The following is a 23,550-nucleotide window of genomic DNA, read 5'->3' on the forward strand; positions in this document are numbered from 1 at the left end:
GGATGAACAAGGGTGCGGTTAAAGGCAGCGCAAAGCAATAGGCTACCCGATCAGGGCAAGCCTGTCCAATGGGGTCCGACACTATGCCTTCGGACCACCCTCCCCGTCAAGAATCGACCCGGGTTCTCCAGCGGGTAACCAGCCCGCGAGCCACCCGGCACGACCTCTCCGGAGTCACAAAGAGACTACAGTCCGGCGATCTCCTGGACCAGCCATTGACCACCGTTTCGGACCATCGTGAATCTCGTCCGGTTCAGGTCGACCCGCGGCTTACCCTGCGTGATCGTGCTGGTGGTGGTCTGGTTGACGAAGATGATCAGCGTGACCCGGTCCGCGTCGCCGTCCCGTACGCCGACCTCCCGGACCTCGGCGCGCACGGTCGCCTTGGTCTTGGTGGCCAGCTCACCGGCCACCTTGGCGGTGGCGTCGAACTTGCCGGCGAAGTCCGCGGTCATCGTCGCCCGGGCGTCCGCGAAGCTCTTGTCGAGCGTGCGGTAGTCATAACTGAGCGCCGTCTCGGCCGCCTTCCGCCCCGCCGCGGCCGCCTGATCGCGGGCCTCCTCGGCCTCCTTACCCTTCCAGGCCTGCAGGCCGAGAATCCCGGTCAACCCCAGAATCAGCACCAGCAACACCCCCAACGCCGCCGACAACACCACGCCGACCTTCGAGCGCCCATCAACCACAGTGGCCGACTCAGCGGACGGCGCCGCAGTCACTTCACCCTGAGAATCATCACTCTGTGTGACAACTGGCTGGTCTTCAGAGGGCTCGGAAGCCATCTCCGGAGCGTCCGGTGTGGCCTGAGTCACTGGTTTGTCTGGCTCGTTCTGGGGGTTGACTTCGGCCGGGGTTTCCGGGCGGCGGCGCTGGCCGGCGATTCGGCGGGGCATCAGCCGACCACCTGGAAGTCGGCGGTGAGCCAGCGGTTCTTCTCCCGGACCATGTCCAGCTTGATCCGGTACCGGCGCTCGACCCCGTCCTTGGCGGCGGTGTTGGTGACGACCGCGTTCACGATCACCAGCACCTGGGCCGAGTCCTTGTCGTTCGACACCACCGCGGCCTCCTTCACGTCGCCCTTGGAGGTCGCCTTGTTCGCCGTCACCTCGGTCTTGACCGAGTCCGAGGCCGACTTGAACTCCTCCTTGAACTGCCCGGTGGAGTCGTCCAGCACCCGCTGCGCGTCGGCGTCCCAGCTCTCGTAGTTGTACGTCGTGAAGTCCAGCGCCAATTGCCGCGCCGCCTTCATCGCACTCTCCCGATCACTCTTCCGGGTGTCCTGACCACGCAACGCGACCACGGACAGCGTCGCGCCGACCAGCGCCACCAGGACGAGCACACTCAGCGCCCACGCCAAGATCACCGGGCCTCTCCGTACGGCGGCGGTCACTTGCCACTCACCGGTCCGAGGAGCAGGGCCTTCCACGAGTCCTTGCCGAGCAACGCCTCCTGGCCCCCGGTCGAGCCGAGCACCATTTCCGGCATCCCGCCCTTGCCGCCGGCGATGCCGGTCGCCGGGTCGTACCCGATGCCGTACCCGATCCGGTTCGCGTCCGCCCGTGACGACGGGGTCGGCTTGTTCTGCGCACCACGCACGTTGACTCCCGATCCCGGCGGCGCCGTACAGCCTGCTTTGGTGTTGGCCGGCTTGCCGGTGGTGTCCTGCGGAACGCGCTTGTCGGTCCCGTTGTAACCGGCCCGGCAGGCCGGCGGGCTGAAGCCGAGCACCAACCCGAAATGCGCGTCGTAGTGCCCGGTCCCCGGGTCCTTGGCCGGTACGACGTACCCGCCCATCGACACGGCCGGGTAGACCACCATCAACTGCTCCACTGCGTCCAGCCGTACTGCGGTCAGCTCGCTCACCGTCAGCAGGTTACCCAGCAGCACCGCGAGGTCGGCCTTGTTCTCCGTGATCAGCGCGGTCAGCTGGGTGCTGGCACCGCTGCCGTTGTCGATCACCGAGCGCAGATCCGCGTCCGAGCTGACCAGCGTGTCGGACAGCAGTGCCAGGTTCTTCGCCCAGGTCTTGATCGCGTCGCCGCTGCCGACCTGGGTGGCCAGCACGGTGTTGCCGTCGTTGATCAGCTTGATCGTCTGCAGGATGTTCGCGTCCGCGTCGCTGATCAGCGAGCCGGAGCTGTCGATGATCTTCTGCAGGTCGGTGCCCCTGCCGCGCAGTGCGGCGCCGAGCTCCTTGACCGTCGTCTGCAGGCTCTTCTTGTCGACCGAGTTCACCAGCTGGTCCAGGTTCAGCAGCAGCTCGGTGGTGTCGATCGGCAGCACCGTGTCCTGCCGGGAGATCTTCGAGCGGTCCTGCAGGTACGGGCCGCTGTCGCGTCGCGGCTGCAGGTCGACGTACTGCTCGCCGATCGCGGACCGGTTCGCGACCACGGCGAGCAGGTCGTTCGGGATCTTGGTCTTCTTCTCGATGTCCAGGTCGACCTCGACGCCGTCGGACAGCAGCCGGAGCTCGCCGACCCGCCCGACCGGCTGGCCGCGGTACGTCACCTCGGCGCCGGAGAAGATGCCGCCGGACTCGGCGAAGCTGGCGCTGACCGTGAAGTCGTTGTCGAACAGCAACTCGTCGACCTGCGCGTACTTGCCGCCCACGTAGGAGACGCCGACCAGCGTGATCAGCAGGAAGACCATCAGCTGGATCCGGACCGTTCTGGTGATCACTTGGCCACCCCCGGCATCAGGACCTTCGCGAGTTCGGGATCGAACGCGGACCGGTTCAGCTTCGGCGTACAGACCGGCAGGCCGAGCAGCGTGACGCAGGTGGTCGCCGTCCCGGTCGGTACCGGCAGCGGCGGCAGGCCACCACTGGACGAGCTGGTCGGGAACTTCGGCGGGTTGGTCAGCGGGACGTTGATCGGGAGGGTCGGCAGCGTGATGCCGCTGCTCGGCAGGTTCAGGTTGAGAATGCCCTGCAACGCCATCCGGGTGTTCACGTCCAGGGTGATCTCGAGGTTGGTGAAGTCACCCTTCACCGCCTTGGCCGCCGCGTCCGGGAACGGGTAGGTGAGCAACAGCTCGAGCGACTTGGGCAGGTTCTCACCGGCCTCGGCCAGCTTGGTCAGGATCGGGTAGAGCGACTGCAGGTTCGCCACCAGGTCCTTCTGCGACGCGGTGATCACCCTGGTCGCGGTGTTGCCCAGGCTGGCCAGCGCCTGCAGCGTCTTGACCAGCGCGGCCCGCTGCCGATCCAGGGTGGCGATCGACTTCGGCAGCGAGTCGATCGCGGTCGCTAGGGTCGCCTTCTGCGCGTTCAGCTTCTTCGCCAGCTGGTCGACGGCGGCGATCGCGGTGACGATCTTCTGCTTGTTCTGGTCGAGCGTGCCGACGAACGTGTTCAGCTGGGTCAGCACGCTGCGGATGGCCGGCTCGTTGCCGGTCAGCGCCTTGTTCAGCTCCTGCGTGATGATCTGCAGCTGGGCGACGCCACCGCCGTTCAGCAGCAGCGACAGCGCGGACAGGACCTGCTCGACCTCGACGTTGCTGGTCGTCCGCGACAGCGGGATCAGTTCGCCGTTGTCGAGCCGGCCGTGCGGCTTCTCGCTGCCCGACGGCTGCGCCAGCGAGACGAACTTCTCGCCCAGCAGGCTGGTCTGCCGGATCGTGGCCCGCGCGTTGTCCGGCAGCTCCAGACTCTTCGGCAGCTTGACCCGGACCTTGGCGACGTACCCGTCCAGCCAGACCTTCTCGACCGTGCCCACCGTGACGTCGTCCACCTTCACCGACGACTTCGGCACCAGGTCCAGTACGTCGGCGAACTCCACCGTCACCGTGTACGACGGCCCCTTGATCTTGGCGCCACCCGGCAACGGCAGGGAGTAGACGCTGAAGTCGCACCCGCTCAGCAGGGTCGCCATCGCGACGACACCGGCCACGAGCGCGGTACTGCGGAGCCGCCTCATCGGGACTCTCCGGGAACCAGGCCGCCGAGCGTCTCGTCGACCGGGTCGGGCCTCGGCAGCTTGGGCTCGGGGGCAGGCGCCCACGGCGTACCGGCTGGGCCTCCGGAGCCGGTGATGCTGGTCAGCAGCGGGAGCTTCGGCAACGCGTCGAAGACCGGCTTGAGTGCGGAGCAGGTCGACAGCGGCTGGTTGGCCTGCAGCAGCAGCGAGCAGATGAAGGTCGCCGGGTCGTCCAGCTGGGCCAGGTTGACCCGCTGGTCGAGCGTGCCGTACTGCGGGTTGTAGACGCGGGCCAGGTTGCCCAGGCCGAGCGGCGCGGTGTCGATGATCTCGGCCAGCGCGGCCTTCTCCTTGACCAGGATCTGGGAGATGTCGGTGGCACCGGAGATCGTGGTCTTGAGCAACGCGCGGTTGTCTTTGACGAACGCGGCGACCTCGCCGAGTGCCGTCGCCAGCGTGGACAGCGCGGCCGCCAGGTCCTGGCGTTCACCGGCCAGCGTGGTCGAGGTGGCCGCGAAGTTGGCGTTGAACTGCTTCACCAGGGTGTCGTTGGCGGCCAGCGCGGACACGAAGGTCTGCAACTGCCGCACGGTGCTGAACAGGCTCTTGGAGTTGCCCGCCAGCGTCTGGGTCAGCGTCGACACATCGGTGATGGTCTGGTTCAGCTTGGCGCCCTGGCCGTTGAGGTTGGCCGCCGATACGTCGAGGAGCCGCGACAGCGCGCCCTGGTCGTTGGCGCCCTTGGGACCGAGCGCGACGGACACGTCGTTGAGGCTCTGGTAGATCTGGTCGAGCTCGAGCGGTACGGCGGTCCGCTCCAGCGGGATCAGCGCGCCGTCGGCCATCACCGCGCCCTTGGAGTACGCCGGAGTCAGCTGAACGTAGCGGTCGGCAACGATCGACGGAGACGCGATCACGGCCTTCGCATTGGCCGGCACCTTGTGCTTGGCCTCCCACCAGAACTTCACCCGTACTGCGCGCCCGGCCGGCGTCACGCTCTCGATCTCGCCGACCTTGATGCCGAGGATCCGGACGTCGGAGCCCGGATAGATGCTGACAGTCCGCGGGAAGAACGCCGTCGCCGACACCCGCTCGGGCTGCGGCCACAACGAGATGACACTGACCGCGAGCACCACGACGACGACGCCGAAGGCGATGAGCCGGGACAACGAGGCGAGCTTCATCGGCTGCCACCTCCCGTGAGCACCGGCGGCAACCCCAGCGGCACCTGCGGCAGCGGGATCTCCGGGACGGGCACCAGGTTCTGCACGTACGTGTCGAACCACGGCCCCGTACCGAGCGTGTTGGTGAAGACCCGCGCGTACGGCGCGAGCCCGCGGATGCTGGCATCCAGCGAGTTCTGGTTCTTCAGCAGCGTGGCCAGGACGGCGTTCACCTTGGTCAGCGTCGGCGCCAGGTCCTTGCGGTTCTCCCGGACCAGCGCGGTGATCTGCGCGGACAGCTTCTGGGTCGAGACGAGCAGCTGGTGGATCAGCGCCCGGCGCGCCTGGACGGCCTGGAAGACCGTGTTGCCGTCCTTCATCAGCTTGATCAGCTGCTGGTTGCGGTCGGCAAGGATCTTGGTGACCACGTCGGAGTGCTGGAGCAGCTTCTTCAGCTCCTCGTCCCGCTTGGCGACGGTGCGCGACAACCGGGACAGCCCGGTGAGCGACGCCCGCACCTCCTCCGGGGTGTTCTTGAAGGTCGTCGACAACGTGTCCAGCGCCTTGGCCAGCTGGGCGGTGTCGATCCGCTCGGTGGTGTTGGCCAGATCGGTGAACGCGTCGACGACGTCGTACGCCGAGATCGTCCGGCTCAGCGGGATCTCCGAGCCCTCCTTGAGCTCGCCCTCTCCCGCCGGGTCGAGTTTCAGGTACTTCTGCCCGAGCAGCGTCTTGATCTTCATCTCGGCGCCGGTCTTGTCGCCGAGCTTCACCCCACGGTCGACGACGAACTCGACCCGGACGTGGGTGCCGGCCAGCTCGACCTTGCGGACCTGCCCGACCCGGACGCCGGCCACCCGGATCTCGTCCTTCGGCTTCAGCCCGCCGGCCTCGGAGAACTGCGCGGAGTACTTGGTCCCGCCCCCGATCAGCGGCAGGTCCTGCACCTTGAACGAGGCCAGCATGATCAGGCCGAGCACGGTCAGCCCGACCACCCCGATGGTGACCTGGTTCTGTTCGCGGAACGGCTTCACTTGGCACACCTCGCCGAGTTGACGTCGTGGCTGATCGGGATCCTGGTGCCCAGCGGCAGCGTGACGTTGCCGTCGAAGCCGCACAGGTAGAAGTTGAACCACGACCCGTACGACGCGGTCCGGGTCATCGTCTCGAGCTTGCCGGGCATGTTCTGCAGCGTCTTGACCCAGATCGCCTGGGTGTCGTCGAGCGTGGTGGACACCTGACGCAGCCGGTCCAGGTCCGCCTTCAATGGGACCCGGGTCTGCTGCAGCAGGCCGGCCGTCTTGGTGTTCAGCGAGTTGATCGAGCCGATCGAGTTGAGGATCGGGTTGATGTCCTGGCTCAGCCCGGTGATGAACTGCTGCAGGTTGACCAGCAGCTGGGAGAAGTTCTGCTGCCGCTGCGAGACGATCTGCAGGGTCGAGGTCAGGTTGATGATCAGGTCGCCGATCACCTGGTCGGAGTCGGCCAGCGTGGTGGTCAGGGACGCCGTCCTGGCCAGCAGACTCTCGATCGTGCCGCCCTCGCCCTGCAGCACCTTGATCACCTCGAACGCGAACTGGTTCACGTCCTTGGGGGTCAGCGCGGTGAAGAGCGGCTTGAACCCGTTGAACAGCACCGACAGGTCCAGCGCGGGCGCGGTCCGGCTCTGGTCGATGATCCCGTTCGCCTTCATCCGGGTGCCGCCGCCGACGCCGTCGGTGAGCGCGATATAGCGGTTGCCGACCAGGTTCCGGTACCGCATCGTCGCGCGGGTACTGGTGTCGATCACCTGGTCGGAGTCGACGCTGAAGCTGACCATCGCAAGCTTGTCCTGGTACAGGGCGATTTTGTCGACCTGACCAACCTTGACGCCCGCGATCCGGATGTCGTCACCCTTGTTCAGCCCGACCACGTCGGTGAACACGGCCCGGTACTTCGTGGTCGCGTTGAAGCTGATGTTGCCGATGGTGACGGCCAGCAGCGCGGTCGCGATCGTGGTGACCACGACGAAGATCGCCAGCCGCACGGTGTCGAACGAGGTCTTCTTGTCCAGCAGTTTCATTTGAGGTTCACCTGCCCTCCGCGGACCAGGGGGCCGATCATCAACGTGGTCAGATCCGGTACTTCGCCGGCCGGTACGCCCATCGCGGGTCCGGCGAAGGAGTCGATCACCTTCTGCTCGGCCGGCGTACCGGCGCCACCCGTGTCCGCCGCGAAGCCGGGCATCGCCCGGTTCAGCTGCAGGTTGACCGGGAAGCGGGTCAGCTTGTTGTGGTCGCCGATCACGCCGTCGTCGCCGGTGATGTACGGCGCCGGGTTGGCTTGCGTGTACGGGCCGGGCTTCTCGCCCGGGTGGCTGTAGTTCTTGCCCACGCAGGTCGGGCCGCGGCGATCCCGGTACTTCGGCAGCTCGTTCGGCTGGTACGGCGTGGGCTGGTTGGTGATCAGCTCGAGATTGATGTGCAGCGCGCCGTCGCGGAACGTGTCGTTGAGGATCGGCGCCGTGTCCGTCATCACCTTGAGGAAGCACGGGAGCTGCGGTGAGTACTTCTCCAGCAGGTCGAGCACCGGCCGGCTCACCTCGCCGAGCCGGATCACCCGGTCCTCGTTCTCCTTCAGGAAGGTGTTCCCGGTGGCCGAGAACGTCTGGACGTCGGCGAAGAACGTCTGCAACTGCTTCTCCTTCTCCACCACGGTGTTGCCGGTGATGGTCAGGTTGCGCAGCGCGCGGACCAGATCGGGCGTGACCTCGCCGTACAGCTGCGAGACCTGGGTCAGCCGGGTCAGCGCGGCGATCAGGTTCGGCACGTTGGGGTTCAGCTTCTTCAGGTAGCTGTCGAGCTGGGTGAGGGTGCCGGCGATCTCCTCGCCGCGCCCCTCCAGCGCGGTCGCCAGCGTGTTCAGCGTCGCGTTGAGATCGGCCGGGTCGACCGCCTGCAGCAGCGGCAGCGCGTCGTTCAGCACCTTCTCGATCTCAATGCCGACCGCGGTCTTGTCCCGCGAGATCACGTCACCGGCCCGGATCGCGCGGCCCGCGCCGCCGGCCGGCGGGACCAGCGCGACGTACTTCTCGCCGAACAGCGTCTTGGGCAGGATCCGCGCGCTGACCTGGCTCGAGATCTCCTTGACCAGGTCCGGCTTGAGCGCCAGATGCACAGTCGCGAAGTCCCCGTCGGTGGACACCTCCCGCACCTCACCGACGATGATGCCGCGCAACTTCACATCCGCATGCCGATTCAACTGCAGGCCGATGTGGCTGGTCTGCAGTTTCACGTCGACGGTGTCGGTGAAGACCTTCGCGTAGAAGGCGTAGGTAAGCCAAAGCAGGAAGCAGAGCATCCCGATGAACGCCGTACCGAGCAGTCGTCTGGTCATGTCATCACCCAGCCAGCCGGACGGTGGTCGTAGTACCCCAGATCGCCATCGAGAGCAGGAGGTCTACGACGTTGATCACGACGATGGACGTCCGTACTGCGCGGCCGACGGCTACGCCGACGCCGGCGGGCCCGCCGGTCGCGTGGTAGCCGTGGTAGCAGTGCACCAGGATCACCAGCACCGAGAAGACGAGCACCTTGCCGAAGGACCAGAGCACGTCGCCGGGCGGTAAGAACAGATGGAAATAGTGGTCGTACGTGCCGGTGCTCTGGCCGTAGAACGTCGTCACGGTCAGCCGGGTGGCGAAGTACGAGGACAGCAGACCGACGACGTACAGGGGAACGACCGCGATCAGGCCGGCGATGATCCGGGTGGTGACCAGGTAGGGCAGCGACGGGATCGCCATCACCTCGAGGGCGTCGATCTCCTCGCTGATCCGCATCGCGCCGAGCTGGGCGGTGAAACCGCAGCCGACGGTCGCGGCCAGTGCGATACCGGCGATCAGCGGGCCGATCTCGCGGGTGTTGATGTAGGCGCTGACGAAGCCGGCGAAGGCCGAGGTGCCGATCTGGTTCAGTGCCGAGTAGCCCTGCAGGCCGACCTCGGTGCCGGTGAAGAACGCCAGGAAGGTGATCACGCCGACGGTCCCGCCGATCACCGCGAGCGCGCCGGTGCCCAGCGTCACCTCGGCGAGCAGCCGGAGGATCTCGCGCCGGTACCGGGTGACCGACTTGCCCGACCAGGCCAGCGCCTTGAGATAGAAGGCGAGTTGCTCACCGAGCCGGTCGAGCGAGTTCAGCGGCTTCTTCACCAGGACGTCGAGGGCGGACTGGGCCATGACGGTCAGGCCCCCTTCGGCGGTACGAGCTGGAAGTAGATCGCCGTCATCGCGAAGTTCGCGACGAACAGCAGCATGAAGGTGATCACGACGGACTGGTTCACCGCGTCGCCGACGCCCTTCGGACCGCCGCCCGCGTTCATGCCCTTGTACGACGCGACCACCGCGGCGATGAAGCCGAACACCAGCGCCTTCGCCTGGCCCTGCCACAGGTCAGGCAGATGGGCGAGCGCGGTGAAGGAGGCTATATAACTACCGGGCGTTCCGTCCTGCAGGACCACGTTGAAGACGTAGCCACCCATCACGCCGACCACGCTGACGAATCCGTTCAAGAAGAACGCGACCAGCATGGTGGCCAGCACCCGCGGTACGACGAGGCGCTGGATCGGGTCGATGCCGAGCACCATCATCGCGTCGAGCTCTTCACGGATCTTGCGCGCGCCCAGGTCGGCACAGATCGCCGACCCACCGGCTCCCGCGATCAGCAGCGCGGTGGCGATCGGCGACGCCTCGCGGACCACGGCCAGTACGGCGGCAGACCCGGTGAAGGCCTGCGCGCCGAACTGCTTGATCAGCCCACCGACCTGCAACGCGATCACCGCACCGAACGGGATCGCGACCAGCGCGGTCGGGATGATCGTCACGCTGGCCACGAACCAGGCCTGCTGGAGAAACTCGCGCAGCTGGAACGGCCGGCGTACCGAGGCCCGTGCCGTATCGAGCGCAAAGGCGAACAGCGAGCCGGCATGCTTCAGCGGGGCGGTGACGGTCACGGGGCCTCCCGCCCTGGACTGAGGAGCGGAGGGAGCGAAGCGACCGGAGCGACGAGGGAAGGGCGGGAGTTAAGCCCCGTGACCCGCCGAGCCGGAGGCGAGGCAAAAAGCACGGATGAACTCACGTCACCCCCACGGTGGCGCCGGCGAACGAACCGGGTGGTGGGGTCACGCCGTTTTGTTCACACCACTCCCCTGGCGGGCGCTGCGTCGGGCGCAGTACGCCGCTGCTGGGCAATTGCTGGATCGGGATCGGGGGCAGCGGCGGCAGCTGCTGGTCCGCCTCGGCGGCGAGCTCGTCGGCGTCCTTCTCTTCCGACATGCCGATCGGGCCGATCCGCTGCGCGTTCAGGAACTGGCGGACCACCGGCTCCTCGCTGGAGAGCAGCATCTCGCGCGGACCGAACATCGCCAGGTGCCGGTGGTACAGCAGGCCGATGTTGTCCGGCACCGTCCGCGCGGTGTTGATGTCGTGGGTGACGATCAGGCAGGTCGCCTGGGTCATCTCGTTCAGGTCGATGATCAGCTGGTTGAGGAACGCCGTGCGGACCGGGTCCAGACCCGAGTCGGGCTCGTCGAAGAGCAGGATCTCGGGCTCCAGCACCAGCGCGCGGGCCAGGCCGGCCCGCTTGCGCATGCCGCCGGAGATCTCGCCGGGCAGCTTCTTCTCCGCGCCGACCAGACCGACCATCTCCATCTTCTCCATCACGATGGAGCGGATCTCGGATTCGGACTTCTTGGTGTGCTCGCGCAACGGGAAGGCGACGTTGTCGTACAGGTTCATCGAGCCGAACATCGCACCGTCCTGGAACAGCACGCCGAACAGCTTGCGGACCTCGTAGAGCTGACGCTCGGAGCAGGTGGCGATGTCGACGCCCTCGATGTGCACGTGACCGCGGTCCGGCTTGAGCAGACCGATCAGCGTCTTCAGGAATACGGACTTCCCGGTACCGGAAGGGCCGAGCATGACGCAGATCTCACCAGCGGGCAGCGTCAGGGACACGTCGCCCCAGATCAGCTGGCTCCCGAAGGACTTCGTCAGTCCCTCGACACGGACCTCTACGCCCACCGGTCCTCCTCACGGGTTCCTCAGACAAGCCCCGACCGACGTGCTTTCGCCGGTTCAACGAGGGCGCGGTTGCTTAGGTTACGCACGAGTACGGTTTTACGTAACCCCTGTGTGTCAAGTGTTGGATGACCGATTCGTCACGCTGTGGTCACGCCCGGATCACGCTCCGTACTACGGTTCTCCGCCGCCAGGCGGTGAAGAACTCCAGGTCTGTCGGCCGGCCGAGCAGAAGGCTAGTGTCCTGAGTCGGAAGTTGCTGCAGCAGCTCCGGGGTCCAGGTGCGTGCATCGCAAGGCGGAGAATCGTCCTCGATGCGCAGCATCGTGGACGTTTCTCCAACGCCGCGAGGTGCGTGCCTGGGCGCCGGAGCTGCGCAGGAACTTCCGACTCAGGACACTAGCGTCGATCTGCAGCCGTTCGCTTGAGAGGGGCAACCAAATGAGCATCGAACGACGCACCTTCCTCCGGGGCAGCATGGCGGTCGCCGGCGGCGTCCTCGCCGGTGGACCGTTCCAGGGCTTCGTGGCCCGGGACGCCCTGGCCGAGCCCAAGGGCAACGCACCCTTCCGGGCGCTGCGGCCGATCCCGGACGCGCGGGACGGCAAGGTCCGGCTGCATCTGCCGGAGGGCTTCTCCTACCGGTCGTTCCACGACACGGAGTTCCCGATCGTCCTGCGGGACGGCACCAACCTGCCCGGCCGGCACGACGGGATGGGCGCGTTCCGGCGGTCCGGCGGCAATGTGCTGCTGGTCCGCAACCACGAGCTGAACAGCCCGGGCGCACCGTTCGGCCCCGGTACGCCGTACGACGCCAATGCCCAGGGCGGGACGACGACCGTCGAGGTGACGCCCTTCGGCGAGGTGCGCGACGCGTACACCAGCCTGAACGGCACGATGATGAACTGCAGCGGCGGAATCATGCCGTGGGGCAGCTGGATCACCTGCGAGGAAACGGTGAACGGCCCCGACGTCGGACCCGACTTCACCGGTACGCCGAACATCGCGCTGACCAAGCCGCACGGCTTCATCTTCGAGGTACCGGCGGGCGGCCAGTCGAACCGGCAGCCGATCACCCGGGCCGGCCGCTTCGCGCACGAGGCGGTCGCGTTCGACCCTCACGACGGGATCCTCTATCTGACCGAGGACAACTTCGCGTTCCCCTCCGGGTTCTATCGCTACCGTCCGGCAACGAACCCGATGCGTTCCGGCAAGCTGGACAACAAGGGCCGGCTGCAGATGCTCGCTGTCCGCGGTCGCCCGAACCTGGACCTGGCCGCGGACCAGCCGCGGCGTGCGACGTACGACGTCGAATGGGTGGACATCGACGATCCGGCGCCGACTTTCCCTTACACACCAGGGCAAACGGCCCCGACGACGAACGACCAGGCGCTGGTGTACGTCGGCAACCAGGGTCGTTCGCAGGGCGCGGCGTACTTCTCCCGGCTCGAAGGCACGGTCTACGACAAGAACGTCGTGTACTTCACCTCGACCCAAGGTGGCGGGCCGGCGGAGACCGGACCGGACTCGGTGAACGGTTATGGCAACGGTTTCGGCCAGATCTGGGGGTATCACACCCGCGCCGAGAAGTTGCAGCTGATCTATCAATCGCCGAACCGCTCGACGCTGGACTTCCCGGACAACGTGACGACCAGCCCGCGCGGAACCCTGGTGCTCTGCGAGGACAGCACGCAGGACAACTACCTGCGCGGCCTGTCTCGGGGTGGCCAGCTCTGGGACATCGCGCTGAACCGGCTGACCAGCAGTACCGGGGTGGATCGGTCGGGCGACGAGTTCGCCGGGTCGACATTCAGCCCGGACGGGCACACCTTGTTCGTCAACATCCAGGCGAGCCGCGGCATGTCCTTCGCGATCTGGGGCCCATGGCAACGGATCGGCGTCTGACGCGCCAGTGCGCGGGTTGCTGCCTGGCCTTGCGGTGGCGTCGGGGGGCGCCGCTGTAGGTCTCGGTGCTTGGGTTGTCGCCGCAGGTTCGGTACCGGGCGAGCGGCGCCTGCTGATCCGGGTGCACGACGCCGGGCAGTCGATCGATCAGGTGATGCTTGGGTTGAGCAACGCCACCGAGCTGCTGCCGCTCGGGGTTGTCGCGGTCGGCGTGCTCGTCGTACTGCTCGTCCGGCGCCGGCCTGCTGATGCGATGCTGTTCGGCGCGGGGGTGGCTGTCGTCTCGGCGGTCAACCCGCTGCTGAAGGAGCTGGTCGGCCGCTCGCGCCCCGACCTCTGGCCGCTGCCGGACACAGTCTCGGAGTACAGCTTCCCAAGCGGCCACGCCGCCAACACAGCTGCCTTGGCAGGCGCTCTGCTCCTGATCCTGCACAGCAGTCGTGCGTGGGTCGTCGGTCTATTACTCACTGCGGTTGGGCTTGTTGGGCTTTCCCAGCTAGTACTGGGCCGCCACTACCCATCTGACCTCCTCGCCGGTTGGCTCTGGGCCGCGGGGTGGATCAGCTTGCTCGCCTGGATGAGAACGCACAGAAGGGCGGCCCGATAACGGGCCGCCCTTCCGCGGATACTGCGAGGTGTGCGGCTAGGCCGCACAGGTCACTTGAGGGTGACGGTGGCGCCGGCGCCCTCGAGGGCCTCCTTGGCCTTCTCCGCGGCAGCCTTGTCGACCTTCTCGAGGATGGCCTTCGGCGCGCTCTCGACGAGGTCCTTGGCCTCCTTCAGGCCGAGGCTCGTGAGGCCACGCACCTCCTTGATGACCTGGATCTTCTTGTCGCCGGCCGACTCCAGGACGACGTCGAACTCGTCCTGCTCGACAGCCTCTTCGGCCGGGGCGCCCGGGGCGCCCGCGGCGGCGGCGACGGCCACCGGAGCAGCGGCGGTCACGCCGAACTCCTCCTCGAAGGCCTTCACGAACTCAGAGAGCTCGAGCAGGGTGAGGTCCTTGAACTGACCGAGCAGCTCTTCGGTGCTGAGCTTCGCCATTTTGGCGGTCCTTCCTTCAAAAGTGTTGCTAGGTGATCACTGAATGGGGTGTTGCGTGAAGCGAACGGGTCAGCTGTCAGCTGACGCGGTCTCCTCGGTGCTCGCCTCGGCAGGTGCGTCGGTCGTGTCCTGCACGTCCTCCGCAGCCGGAGCCTCGTCCGCCACGGGGGCGTCGCCGGCCGGCAGCTTGTCCTGCAGCGCCGCGAACAGGCGCGCGGCCTGCGACAGCGGAGCAGCGAACAGCGACACCGCTTGCTGCGGGGCCGCCTTCATCGCACCTGCGAGCTTCGAGAGGAGAACCTCACGCGACTCGAGGTCAGCGAGCTTGTTGATCTCGTCAGAGTTGAGTGCCTTGCCATCCAGCACACCACCCTTGATGACGAGAAGGGGATTCGCCTTGGCGAAGTCACGCAGGCCCTTGGCCGCCACCACCGGGTCGCCCTTGATGAAGGCGATGGCCGACGGACCCTCGAGCAGGGAGTCGAACGACTCCACACCCGCGTCCTTGGCCGCGATCTGGGTCAGCGTGTTCTTCACCACGGCGTAGTTCACGTCGTCACCGAGCGTAGTGCGCAACTGCCGCAACTGCGCCACGGTGAGTCCGCGGTACTCGGTCAGCACGGCGCCGTTGGAGCTCTTGAAGTTCTCAGTGAGCTCTGCGACGGCGGCTGCCTTGTCCGGCCTCGCCATGGGTCTCCTTCCGCCCTGCTTGTTCACACAGGGTTGGGCTTAGTAGCCGCACCGGCCAGGACCCCACACAATCGAAAACGCCCCTGCGCAGGCGCAAGGGCGTGAACAAACCAGTCTCACTTACTTGTCACCTGCGCGGGCCGCCCACGAACTTGTGGGACCTTCAGTTGCTCCGGGAGCAACGACCAGCGGTCTTCGGCAGCCTCAAGAGTAACCGCCGGTGACGCGGGCACCAAATCGGTTACCGCGGCCGGGCTGGAATCCACCTGCTCATGGCCACCGCGGCGGCCCAACCGGTGAGGCCCATGACCAGTACTGCGGGGGCGAGGCCGGCCAAGGCTGTCACCCCGGCGATCAGGAACGGGCCGGCCCCGCTGCCGGTGTCGGCGAACAATCGGAAGGCACCCAGGAACTGTGCCCGGCCACCCGGGGGTGCCGCGTCGGCGCCGAGCGTCATGAGGATGCCGGCGCCCAGTCCGTTGCCGACTCCCATCACCAGGGCGACCGCGGTCAGCGTGAAGGCCGAGTGCGTCAGCGGCAGCAGCAGATGCGCCAGTCCGAGCACCAGCATCGACGGCACGGCGACCCACTTGCGCCCGAACCGGTCCATCACCGAACCGGCCGGATAGAAGAGCAACATGTCGACGGCACCCGAGAGGCCGAAGATCAGACTCGTGGTCTGGGCGTCGAGCCCGAGATGCTCGGCCCAGAGCGGGATCACCACTTGCCGCGAAGCCCGGACCGCTCCGACCAGAAGGGCGCCGACGCCGAGCGTTCGCAGTACGGGGAAGTGCTCGCGGAGGACGGCGCGGGTGGACTGCAGGACGACTGGGTTGGTCGCGCGATTGCGGCGTACGGACTCGATGTCGGGCAGGCTCAGCAGGAGCACGCAGACGAGTGCGGCGGCTCCGAGGTGGATCCAGTACGCGCCGTCCGTGCCGAGGAACTTCATCGCGAACGCGCCGAGGAACGGGCCGATGAACGAACCGATCCGCTGGATCCCGCCGAGCGTGGAGAGAGCGCGCGCCCGCATCCGCAGCGGGACGGCTTCGCTGAGATACGCCTGCCGCGCCAGCCCCCAGACCGAGGCGGCCAGCCCGGTCGCCGCGATGGCCAGGGCGAGACCCCACACATTCGGCACCAGCAGACACGCGGCCAGCGCAACCGACACCAGCCCGGTGGCCAGCAACATCGCCCGCCGCTCGCCGATCCGAGCGGTCAACGTCCCAGCCGGGATATCCCCGATCACCTGCCCGACCCCAGCAGCGGCAACCACCAAACTCGCCACCGCGATCGACGCCCCGAGATCCCGCGCCGACAACGCCACCACAGGAGCAATCGCCCCCTGGCCGATCCCGTACAACAACGCCGGCAGATAAACCGAGGGCCCGATCCGCCACCAACTGAAGGACTCGGTCATCCAGCCCATAATCCCATTCTCAACTACTTCATGGGACGCCGGTCCCAGAGATCAGGACAGGACGGCGAGGGCGTCGATTTCTACCAGCATTTGTTCCAGGGGGAGGCCGGTGAAGACGGTGGTGCGGGCGGGGAGGACGCCGCTCGGGGTGCGGGTGGTGACGAACTCGGCGTAGGCCTCGTTCATCGCGGTGAAGTTGTCGCGGACGGTCAGGTAGACGCGGAACATCACCACGTCGTCGAGGCTGCCACCGCCGGCTTTCAGGATCGCCTCGATGTTCTGCAGCACCCGGGTGGTCTGTGCCTTCACGTCGCCCTCGAAGACGAACGCGCCACTGTCCGGGTCGACCGAGCCCTGGCCGGACACCTGCAGGACGTTGCCTTTGCGGACGCCCTGGGAGAAGATGGGCAGCGGCGCGGGGGCCTCGGGGGTGGAGACGGCGGTCTTGTCGGACATCCGTGGTTCCTCTCGATCAGTTGTTGTGGTCGGCGCCGATGGCGGCGGTGGTGGCGAGCAGGTCGGGCAGCAGTTCCAGCACCTGCTCGTAGTTGAGCAGCACGTCCGGCACCGAGATCGAGACGGCGCCCACCACGCGACCGGAGCGCTCGACGATCGGCGCCCCGATGCAGTTGATGAACGACTCGTGCTCGGCCCGGTCGTGGGCCCAGCCCTGCGACCGGACCAGGTCGAGCTCGTCGCGCAGGTCGTCCGGTCCGGTGATCGTGTTGGGCGTGAACCGGTGGTAGTCGATGGTGTTCAGCAGGCCTTCCCGCTGCCGCTTCGGCTGAGCCGCCAGCAGTACTTTGCCGACAGCCGTGCAGTGCAACGCGGCCGGTACGCCGATCTGGCTGTACATCCGCACCGACTGCACACTGTCGAGCTTGTCGATGTAGATGACCTGCCCATTCTCGTACGCCGCGAGGTGCACCGTCTGACCGGTCCGCTGGTTGAGCTGTCGCAGATGCGGAGCAGCAACAGCCCGTACTACGTGCTGCTCGCGCGATGCGTCCGCCAGCGAGAACAGGCGGGAGCCCAACATGTAGCGGTGCGCCTCGTCGCGTCGCACGAAGCGTTCGGCCTCCATGGTCCGCAGCAGGCGCAGCACTGTGGTCTTGTGGACGTCGAGCTCGGTCGCCAGCTGGTCGAGCGAGCGGTCACCCTCCCCCAGACTGACCAGGATCTGCAGGGCTCGCGCCAGGCTCTGACTCACACCACACCTCCTAACCGGACGCCAGCAGGGCCGACGTGTGCGACAGCCCATTCCGCTTCGGAGCAGGTAAGCAACGCCTGCCGCGTCGCGGCGCCAGGAGGCGGCGCATGGTCTTCCGGGACAGCCAGCACAGCCGCAGCACTCAGATGTCCCAGCCGCAGCCGCTGCTCCATCGGCAAGCCCTGCAACGTCCCGGCCAAGTATCCGGCAGCAAAGGCGTCTCCAGCGCCAACAGGCTCTACTACGTCGACAGTGAGCGCCGGCACCTCAGTACTACGTCTGTCCGGCTCCAGCGCGAGCGCTACGTGAGCATCCGACTTCAGCACGATCGTCGAGCGCGGCCCAAGCAGTTCCCGCAGCTCATCAGGGTCACTGGTGCCAGCGAACACCACGGCCTCATCCGCACCGATCAGTACGACGTCAGCCGCGCGCAGCAGTCGCCACAGTGGGGCCGGGTCGGCATCACGCCAGAGAGCAGGTCGCCAGTTGAGGTCGACGCTCAAGGTGAAGCCCAACGTGTCCCGCAGGGTCGCCAGCCGCTCCAACATCTCAGCAGCAGTCCCGGAGATGGCTGCAGTGATCCCCGTGGTGTGCACGAGCTCCGCACCGGCCAACCGGTCCCGTACTGCGGGCCTGTCCAGGAAGGCGGGGTCCATAGCGGCAGCGGCCGACCCAGAGCGGTAGTAGTGCATCTGCGTCCGCCCGTTGAAGCTGTGCTTCACGTAGAGCCCGGTCGGCCGGGTCGGGTCGTCCTCGACTCCACCCACGTCGACCCCACGGCTCTGCAGATCCTGGAGCACGTGCCTGCCGAACCCGTCCGTGCCCAGACGCGAGAGCCAGCCTGTCGAGACTCCGAGCGCAGCCAACCCGCCGGCCACGTTGCACTCGGCACCGCCGACCGAACGGCGGAACGTCTCGACGTCCTCCAGCGGAGCACCGGTTGCGGCGGCGAGCATGATCATCGCCTCGCCGAGGCAGAGCGCCCGAGGTACCGGGTCGGTCATCGATAGGTCCTCTCAGGCAGGCTGGCTGGTAGTGCGGGCTGGGCGGGTCGGGCCGTCATGACGAGCCGGCGGGTCGGCCTGGGTCGGCCGGTCGGGCTGGCCGGGGAGTTGGGCTGGGTACGGCTGTCGTTGACGGGAGTTCCGGCGCGATGCTACAACCGATACGTCAGGATGCGCAACGCGCGTTGCACATTACGCAATCGACCCAGGGATGTCATGTCAGCTTCGTACGATGCCGCCGCCGTCGCAGCTCTCGCTGACCAGCCAGTGGGCTGGCAGGACAAGGCGTTGCCGCCGGCGTTCTGGGGCCGGACCGTCGCCGACGTACTGGCCGACAAGCCGCGACTGTCCGACCTGCCGACTCCCCTGCTCACCCTGTCCGCACCAGGCCTGCAGCACAACGTTGCAACACTCGCCCGCTGGTGCGCGGCCCACGGCGTCGAGCTGGCGCCCCACGGCAAGACCACCATGGCTCCTGCCCTCTGGGCGCAGCAGCTGGACGCAGGCGCCTGGGCGATCACTCTGGCCAACGCCTTCCAGCTGGGAGTCGCCCGGGAGTACGGGGTCAGCCGCGTGATGATCGCCAACGCGGTGATCTCCCCGCTGCAGCTGCGGTGGATCGCGGACGAACTCGCAGCCGACCCGTCCTTCGAGGTGCTGGTCTGGGCCGACTCTGTCCGCACAGTCGAGTTGCTGGAGGCTGCGCGGTCGGCGTACGTCGACGCCGGCGCGCGACGGCTCGACGTACTGGTGGAGGTCGGTGGAGCCGACGGGCGGACCGGCGCTCGTGACACGGAGACTGCGCTGGCTGTAGGTGCCGCGATCGACGCTGCACCGACACTGCGGCTTGCTGGCGTTGCTGGTTACGAAGGGGCGATCGCACACGGCGCTGACGAGGCCGGGCTGGAGCATGTCCGCTCCTACGTCCGTGAGCTTGCTGCTGTGCACAGAGGCTTGCAGTACGAGGCTGACGTAGTACCGGTGGTCAGTGCGGGCGGTAGCGCGTACTTCGAGCAGGTGGCGCAGGTACTGGCTCCACTCGCCAGCGAGGGCGCCCGGGTCGTACTGCGGTCCGGCGCCTACATTGCGCATGACGACGGCTACTACCGGCAGCACTCGCCCCTGGGCTCAACACCTCGGACTGACGGCGACCGGCTGGTGTCGGCCATCCACGGCTGGGTCCGGATCACTTCGCAACCTGAAGCGGGTCTGGCGATCTTCGACGCGGGCAAGCGAGACCTGCCGTACGACGAAAGCCTGCCCGAGCCGCAGCTACTCCGGCCGCGCTCCACCGGCGAAGGCGTGCGCAAGGTCGAGGGGATGACCGTGACGAAAATGAACGACCAGCACGGCTTCCTGCGCTTCTCCCCCGACGGCGAAGCCCCATTGATGGTCGGCGACGAACTGCGGGTCGGACTGTCCCATCCCTGTACTGCGTTCGACAAGTGGGGGCTCATCCCGGTGATCGACGACCCGGAGGCCGCTGACCCGGTCGTCGTCGACCTGATTCGCACGTTCTTCTGATGGCGTTGGTGACGGCCTTGGTGATGGCCTTGATGACGGCCGCCGCGCGGGTGGGCCGGCGATGACCGAGCTGCTGATCAGCGGTGGCACCGTCATCGACGGCACCGGGTCGCCGGGCGTCCAGGCCGACGTCGTCGTCGACCGCGGCCGAATCGTAGCCGTCGGCAACTACTTGCCCGGGAGCGACGTGTTGCGCGCCGACCGGAAGATCGACGCCACCGGGCTGGTGGTAGCACCCGGCTTCATCGACATGCACGCGCACTCGGATCTGCAGATCCTGGCGAACCCGGATCACACGGCCAAGGTCAGCCAGGGCGTCACGCTGGAGGTGCTCGGCCAGGACGGGCTGTCGTTCGCGCCGATCGACAAGGCGACCCGGAACGCGTTGCGTCGCCAGATTGCGGGCTGGAACGGGGAGCCCGACGACTTCGACTTCTCCTGGTCGACGGTCGCCGGCTATCTCGACCGGCTGGACCGAGGGGTCGCCTGCAACGCGGCGTACCTGGTCCCGCAGGGCACGCTCCGGATGATGGTGGTCGGTACCGAGAACCGCCCGGCGACCGCCGCCGAGCTTGCGGAGATGAAACGGCTGCTCGGCGAAGGGCTCGGGCAGGGTGCGGTCGGGATGAGCAGCGGGCTCTCCTACCCGCCCGGCATGTTCGCCGACACCGCCGAACTGGTCGAGCTCTGCAAGGTCGTCGCGCAGTACAACGGGTACTACAGTCCGCATCACCGCTCGTACGGGAAGGGCGCTTTGGCGGCGTACGGCGAGATGATCGAGGTGGCGCGGCAGTCCGGCTGCGCGCTGCACCTGACCCACGCGACGATGAACTTCGAACCGAACAAAGGCCGCGGCGTCGACCTGCTGGCGATGATCGACAAGGCGCTCGCGGACGGCGTCGACATCACCACCGACACCTACCCCTACTTGCCTGGGGCAACTACTCTGTCGGCGATACTGCCGAGCTGGAGCACAGAAGACGGCGCGGACGCGCTGCTGGCCCGGTTGACCGATCCGGCCGTTCGCGAGCGGATCACCTTCGAGCTGGAGCAGGTCGGCACCGACGGGTGCCACGGCTGCGTCACGGACTGGAACACCATCGAGATCGGCGGAGTGAAGAACGAGGCGCTCAGCGGCGCGGTCGGCCACACCGTCGCCGAGCTCGCCGCCGACAGCGGCCGGACACCGGCCGAGGTGTTCTTCGACCTGCTGATCCGGGACAACCTCGCGACCACGATCCTGCAGCACGTCGGGCACGAGGAGAACGTGCGGGCGATCATGCGCCACCCGACTCACACGGGCGGTTCGGACGCGATCCTGGTCGGCGGCAAGCCGCATCCGCGAGCGTGGGGGACGTTCCCGCGATACCTCGGGTACTACGTCCGCGAACTCGGGGTGCTCGAGCTCGCCGACTGCATCCATCACCTGACCGGCCGGCCGGCGCGACGGCTGAGGCTGGCCGATCGCGGGCTGGTGCGCGAGGGGTACCACGCGGACCTGGTGCTCTTCGACCCCGCCGGAGTACGGGACACCGCCACCTTCGACAACCCGCGCCAGCAGGCCGAAGGCATCCCCTGGGTGCTGGTCGGCGGCGTTCCCGTCATCGAGAACGGGCACCGCACCGACGCGCTGCCCGGCCGCGCCCTCCGCCGCAGTTTCAGGAAGGAACGCAAATGACCACGCTGGAGCTGCTCCGCACCGACCGGGTGCTGAGCGTAGTCCGGGCCCCCGCGCTCGACGACGCCCGCGACCTGTGCACCGCACTCGTTGCCGGCGGCATCCATGTCATCGAGCTGACGTTCACCACCCCGGACCTCCCCCGGCACCTAGAACGCGCCGCCACCGGCGACACGGGCGCCGTCGTCGGCGCAGGCACCGTCCAGACAGCTGCCCAGGCACGCTCCGCGGTCGACGCTGGCGCCGCGTTCCTGGTAACCCCCGGCCAAGGCCCCGAAGCCGCCGCAATCGTAGCGGCGGCCCACGACGCCGGAATCCCCGTAATCCTAGGCTCCTTCACCCCGTCAGAAGTAATGACAGCCCTGGCCCTAGGCGCCGACGCCGTCAAGATCTTCCCAGCCCACCACCTAGGCCCGAAATACCTCAAAGACCTCAACGGCCCCTTCCCAGGAGTCCCCCTCGTCCCCTCCGGCGGAGTCAACGCCACCAACGCCCGCCAGTTCCTCGAAGCCGGCGCCTTGGCAGTCAGCGCCGGCACAGACGTCGTCTCCCCCACCGACATCACCACCGCTAACTGGTCCAAGATCACCACCAACGCCAAGGCCTTCCGCGCCGCCCTCAGTTAACGCCGATCAGTTCCAGGACGGGGCCTTCGTGGAGGGCTTTGTAGATCTGGTTGCGGAGGTGGTTTGCCTCTGCGTCCGTCAGGGTGTGGTCGAGGGGTCTCAGGATGAGTTTGATCAGGGCGTTTCGCTGGCCTGGTTGGAGTTGTAGGCGGGTACGGGCCGCGTCGGGCAGGGCGTCGTACGGGGTTTCGCTGAGTAGCTCGACTGATTCCGCGGCGTCCGCGTCAGCGCCGAGGGCTTGGCGGACTCGGTCGCCTAGAACCTCGTCGGACAAGTCGGCGTCGGGGCCGACCACGATCGACAGGTCCCGTCGTACTGCGGGCATCGGCGAGACCGGCTTGTACGGCGACAGGTCCAGCATCTGCCCGGCCACTCGCGGATCGGTTGACCGGAGCAACCGAATGTCGCGGATTCCCTTGCGGAGCATGAGAAGGCGGTCGAGGCCGGGGCCCATCGCGAGTCCGGTCCAGCTCTCGTCCAGCCCGGCTTTGCGCAGTACGGCGGGGGCGGCGACTCCACCTTCGCCGATCTCGATCCACTGGTCGTCGAGCAGGACGTCGATCTGGCGGCCGTGGATCGTGTACGGGTGGACGGCGGGCACGGTCCGATACGTCTGGCCCGGGAGGACCGCGGCGACCAGCCGGTCGATCATGTCCTCGAAATCGCGTTCGCCCAAGGTGACATTGCGACTGATGCGCCACAGGTCCAGCTGATGCGGCGTACCGGTGTGTTGCCAGTCGACGGAGTCGCGGCGGTAGCAGATACCGGCGCAGACCATCAGGACGTCTGATGCGTCGGAGCCGGCGAGTTCACGCAACGCGGGCGGGATCATCGCGGAGGTGTGGCTGCGCAGTACCTCGCCCGCTGACGCGTAGCGGGTGTAGCGCTCTTCGCGGGTGACCGCGCCGGCGGCGTACCCGAGATTGTCGTAGTTGTCGGCCAGCGAAACGACCGGGTGATCTCGACGGGTCCAGATCTCCGTGTACGGCCAGGCGTTGCCGAGCGCAGTACGGACCTGGTCGACGATCAGCTGGATCGCGTGAGGGCCTTGCGCGGGATCAGTGAGATCGCGAAGGGCCAGGGCGGCATGCAGTTCTTCAGCGGTGAGTACAGCCATGGGTTATCTCTCCTGTGAGCAGCGGGTCCGGGGAACAGACACCCCGACCGGCCACGGTCACCTCAGGAGAGAGCGCAGCAGCAGCTCACCCCGTCGGCACCACTGTGCCGGCCGGGGCGCGGAAATCGCTGCCCAGAATGCTTCACGTCGTCCACGATACCGCGCGATCCGGCCGGCTGCCCGCGCTTTTCCCCAGGATGCGC

Annotated in this window: 23 protein-coding genes; 5 read left to right on the plus strand and 18 right to left on the minus strand. The window is 67.3% G+C overall.

The window, feature by feature from the left end:
• Window positions 1-185 precede the first annotated feature (185 nt).
• The 11 genes from ACQPYM_RS36570 to ACQPYM_RS36620 all read right to left on the minus strand — a co-directional run bounded on the left by ACQPYM_RS36570 (window position 186) and on the right by ACQPYM_RS36620 (window position 11,132).
• Window positions 186-716 carry a hypothetical protein gene (locus tag ACQPYM_RS36570; protein WP_433010098.1) on the minus strand — a complete coding sequence of 177 codons (531 nt, stop codon included), beginning with the start codon at window positions 714-716 and terminating at the stop codon, window positions 186-188.
• A gap of 173 nt (window positions 717-889) precedes the next feature.
• Entirely contained in the window at window positions 890-1,360 is a 471-nt protein-coding gene (locus ACQPYM_RS36575; RefSeq protein WP_433010101.1) for a hypothetical protein, read from the minus strand.
• Window positions 1,361-1,383: 23 nt separating this feature from the next.
• Window positions 1,384-2,676: an MCE family protein gene (locus tag ACQPYM_RS36580; RefSeq protein ID WP_433010104.1), complete on the minus strand. Its 1,293-nt coding sequence runs from the start codon at window positions 2,674-2,676 to the stop codon at window positions 1,384-1,386.
• Window positions 2,673-3,914, minus strand: a complete 1,242-nt coding sequence (locus ACQPYM_RS36585; protein WP_433010107.1) for an MCE family protein — start codon at window positions 3,912-3,914, stop codon at window positions 2,673-2,675. Before ACQPYM_RS36585 ends, ACQPYM_RS36580 begins: the two co-directional genes overlap by 4 nt.
• Window positions 3,911-5,098, minus strand: a complete 1,188-nt coding sequence (locus tag ACQPYM_RS36590; RefSeq protein ID WP_433010110.1) for an MCE family protein — start codon at window positions 5,096-5,098, stop codon at window positions 3,911-3,913. The genes ACQPYM_RS36585 and ACQPYM_RS36590 overlap by 4 nt, the downstream gene beginning before the upstream one ends.
• Complete coding sequence (locus ACQPYM_RS36595) at window positions 5,095-6,111, minus strand: MCE family protein (RefSeq protein ID WP_433010113.1); 1,017 nt, start codon at window positions 6,109-6,111, stop codon at window positions 5,095-5,097. The genes ACQPYM_RS36590 and ACQPYM_RS36595 overlap by 4 nt, the downstream gene beginning before the upstream one ends.
• Window positions 6,108-7,139, minus strand: coding sequence for an MCE family protein (locus ACQPYM_RS36600; protein ID WP_433010116.1), 1,032 nt, complete (start codon window positions 7,137-7,139; stop codon window positions 6,108-6,110). The genes ACQPYM_RS36595 and ACQPYM_RS36600 overlap by 4 nt, the downstream gene beginning before the upstream one ends.
• The gene (locus ACQPYM_RS36605) at window positions 7,136-8,452 is read right to left on the minus strand and encodes an MCE family protein (RefSeq protein ID WP_433010118.1); all 1,317 of its coding nucleotides are present in this window, start codon (window positions 8,450-8,452) and stop codon (window positions 7,136-7,138) included. Before ACQPYM_RS36605 ends, ACQPYM_RS36600 begins: the two co-directional genes overlap by 4 nt.
• A 4-nt stretch (window positions 8,453-8,456) precedes the next feature.
• Window positions 8,457-9,290, minus strand: coding sequence for an MlaE family ABC transporter permease (locus tag ACQPYM_RS36610; RefSeq protein WP_433010121.1), 834 nt, complete (start codon window positions 9,288-9,290; stop codon window positions 8,457-8,459).
• 5 nt (window positions 9,291-9,295) lie between these two features.
• Window positions 9,296-10,063, minus strand: a complete 768-nt coding sequence (locus ACQPYM_RS36615) for an MlaE family ABC transporter permease (RefSeq protein WP_433010124.1) — start codon at window positions 10,061-10,063, stop codon at window positions 9,296-9,298.
• Window positions 10,064-10,184: 121 nt separating this feature from the next.
• Window positions 10,185-11,132, minus strand: coding sequence for an ABC transporter ATP-binding protein (locus tag ACQPYM_RS36620; protein WP_433010127.1), 948 nt, complete (start codon window positions 11,130-11,132; stop codon window positions 10,185-10,187).
• 438 nt (window positions 11,133-11,570) lie between these two features.
• Between ACQPYM_RS36620 and ACQPYM_RS36625 the strand changes: the two genes are divergently transcribed.
• Complete coding sequence (locus ACQPYM_RS36625; RefSeq protein ID WP_433010129.1) at window positions 11,571-13,034, plus strand: PhoX family protein; 1,464 nt, start codon at window positions 11,571-11,573, stop codon at window positions 13,032-13,034.
• Between the two features lie 34 nt (window positions 13,035-13,068).
• The gene (locus ACQPYM_RS36630; RefSeq protein ID WP_433010131.1) at window positions 13,069-13,641 is read left to right on the plus strand and encodes a phosphatase PAP2 family protein; all 573 of its coding nucleotides are present in this window, start codon (window positions 13,069-13,071) and stop codon (window positions 13,639-13,641) included.
• A 50-nt stretch (window positions 13,642-13,691) separates the two neighbouring features.
• Here the strand turns inward: ACQPYM_RS36630 and rplL are convergent, their stop codons facing one another.
• The 6 genes from rplL to ACQPYM_RS36660 all read right to left on the minus strand — a co-directional run bounded on the left by rplL (window position 13,692) and on the right by ACQPYM_RS36660 (window position 18,402).
• Window positions 13,692-14,078 carry a 50S ribosomal protein L7/L12 gene (gene rplL / locus ACQPYM_RS36635; protein ID WP_433010133.1) on the minus strand — a complete coding sequence of 129 codons (387 nt, stop codon included), beginning with the start codon at window positions 14,076-14,078 and terminating at the stop codon, window positions 13,692-13,694.
• Window positions 14,079-14,147: 69 nt separating this feature from the next.
• Window positions 14,148-14,768 carry a 50S ribosomal protein L10 gene (gene rplJ / locus ACQPYM_RS36640; RefSeq protein WP_360278005.1) on the minus strand — a complete coding sequence of 207 codons (621 nt, stop codon included), beginning with the start codon at window positions 14,766-14,768 and terminating at the stop codon, window positions 14,148-14,150.
• Window positions 14,769-15,009: 241 nt separating this feature from the next.
• The gene (locus ACQPYM_RS36645; protein ID WP_433010135.1) at window positions 15,010-16,188 is read right to left on the minus strand and encodes an MFS transporter; all 1,179 of its coding nucleotides are present in this window, start codon (window positions 16,186-16,188) and stop codon (window positions 15,010-15,012) included.
• A gap of 51 nt (window positions 16,189-16,239) precedes the next feature.
• Entirely contained in the window at window positions 16,240-16,644 is a 405-nt protein-coding gene (locus ACQPYM_RS36650; RefSeq protein ID WP_433010137.1) for a RidA family protein, read from the minus strand.
• Window positions 16,645-16,660: 16 nt separating this feature from the next.
• On the minus strand, window positions 16,661-17,398 hold the full coding sequence (locus ACQPYM_RS36655; RefSeq protein ID WP_433010139.1) for an IclR family transcriptional regulator: 738 nt from the start codon (window positions 17,396-17,398) through the stop codon (window positions 16,661-16,663).
• Window positions 17,395-18,402 (minus strand): sugar kinase, encoded by a 1,008-nt coding sequence (locus tag ACQPYM_RS36660; RefSeq protein WP_433010142.1) that lies wholly within the window; start codon window positions 18,400-18,402, stop codon window positions 17,395-17,397. Before ACQPYM_RS36660 ends, ACQPYM_RS36655 begins: the two co-directional genes overlap by 4 nt.
• A 216-nt stretch (window positions 18,403-18,618) precedes the next feature.
• Between ACQPYM_RS36660 and ACQPYM_RS36665 the strand changes: the two genes are divergently transcribed.
• The 3 genes from ACQPYM_RS36665 (at window position 18,619) to ACQPYM_RS36675 (ending at window position 22,230) form a co-directional block, all read left to right on the plus strand.
• On the plus strand, window positions 18,619-19,926 hold the full coding sequence (locus ACQPYM_RS36665) for an amino acid deaminase (RefSeq protein WP_433010145.1): 1,308 nt from the start codon (window positions 18,619-18,621) through the stop codon (window positions 19,924-19,926).
• A gap of 61 nt (window positions 19,927-19,987) precedes the next feature.
• A complete protein-coding gene (locus tag ACQPYM_RS36670) occupies window positions 19,988-21,604 on the plus strand; it encodes an N-acyl-D-amino-acid deacylase family protein (protein WP_433010147.1) in 1,617 nt (538 codons plus the stop codon).
• Complete coding sequence (locus ACQPYM_RS36675) at window positions 21,601-22,230, plus strand: bifunctional 4-hydroxy-2-oxoglutarate aldolase/2-dehydro-3-deoxy-phosphogluconate aldolase (protein ID WP_433010150.1); 630 nt, start codon at window positions 21,601-21,603, stop codon at window positions 22,228-22,230. The genes ACQPYM_RS36670 and ACQPYM_RS36675 overlap by 4 nt, the downstream gene beginning before the upstream one ends.
• On the opposite strand, the gene ACQPYM_RS36680 is transcribed toward ACQPYM_RS36675, so the two are convergent.
• A complete protein-coding gene (locus ACQPYM_RS36680; RefSeq protein ID WP_433010153.1) occupies window positions 22,223-23,347 on the minus strand; it encodes a hypothetical protein in 1,125 nt (374 codons plus the stop codon). The two genes, ACQPYM_RS36675 and ACQPYM_RS36680, sit on opposite strands and share 8 nt — an antisense overlap.
• Window positions 23,348-23,550: the final 203 nt, after the last annotated feature.

Origin of the sequence: Kribbella sp. CA-294648 (genome assembly GCF_050943845.1) — a bacterium.
Taxonomy (GTDB): domain Bacteria; phylum Actinomycetota; class Actinomycetes; order Propionibacteriales; family Kribbellaceae; genus Kribbella.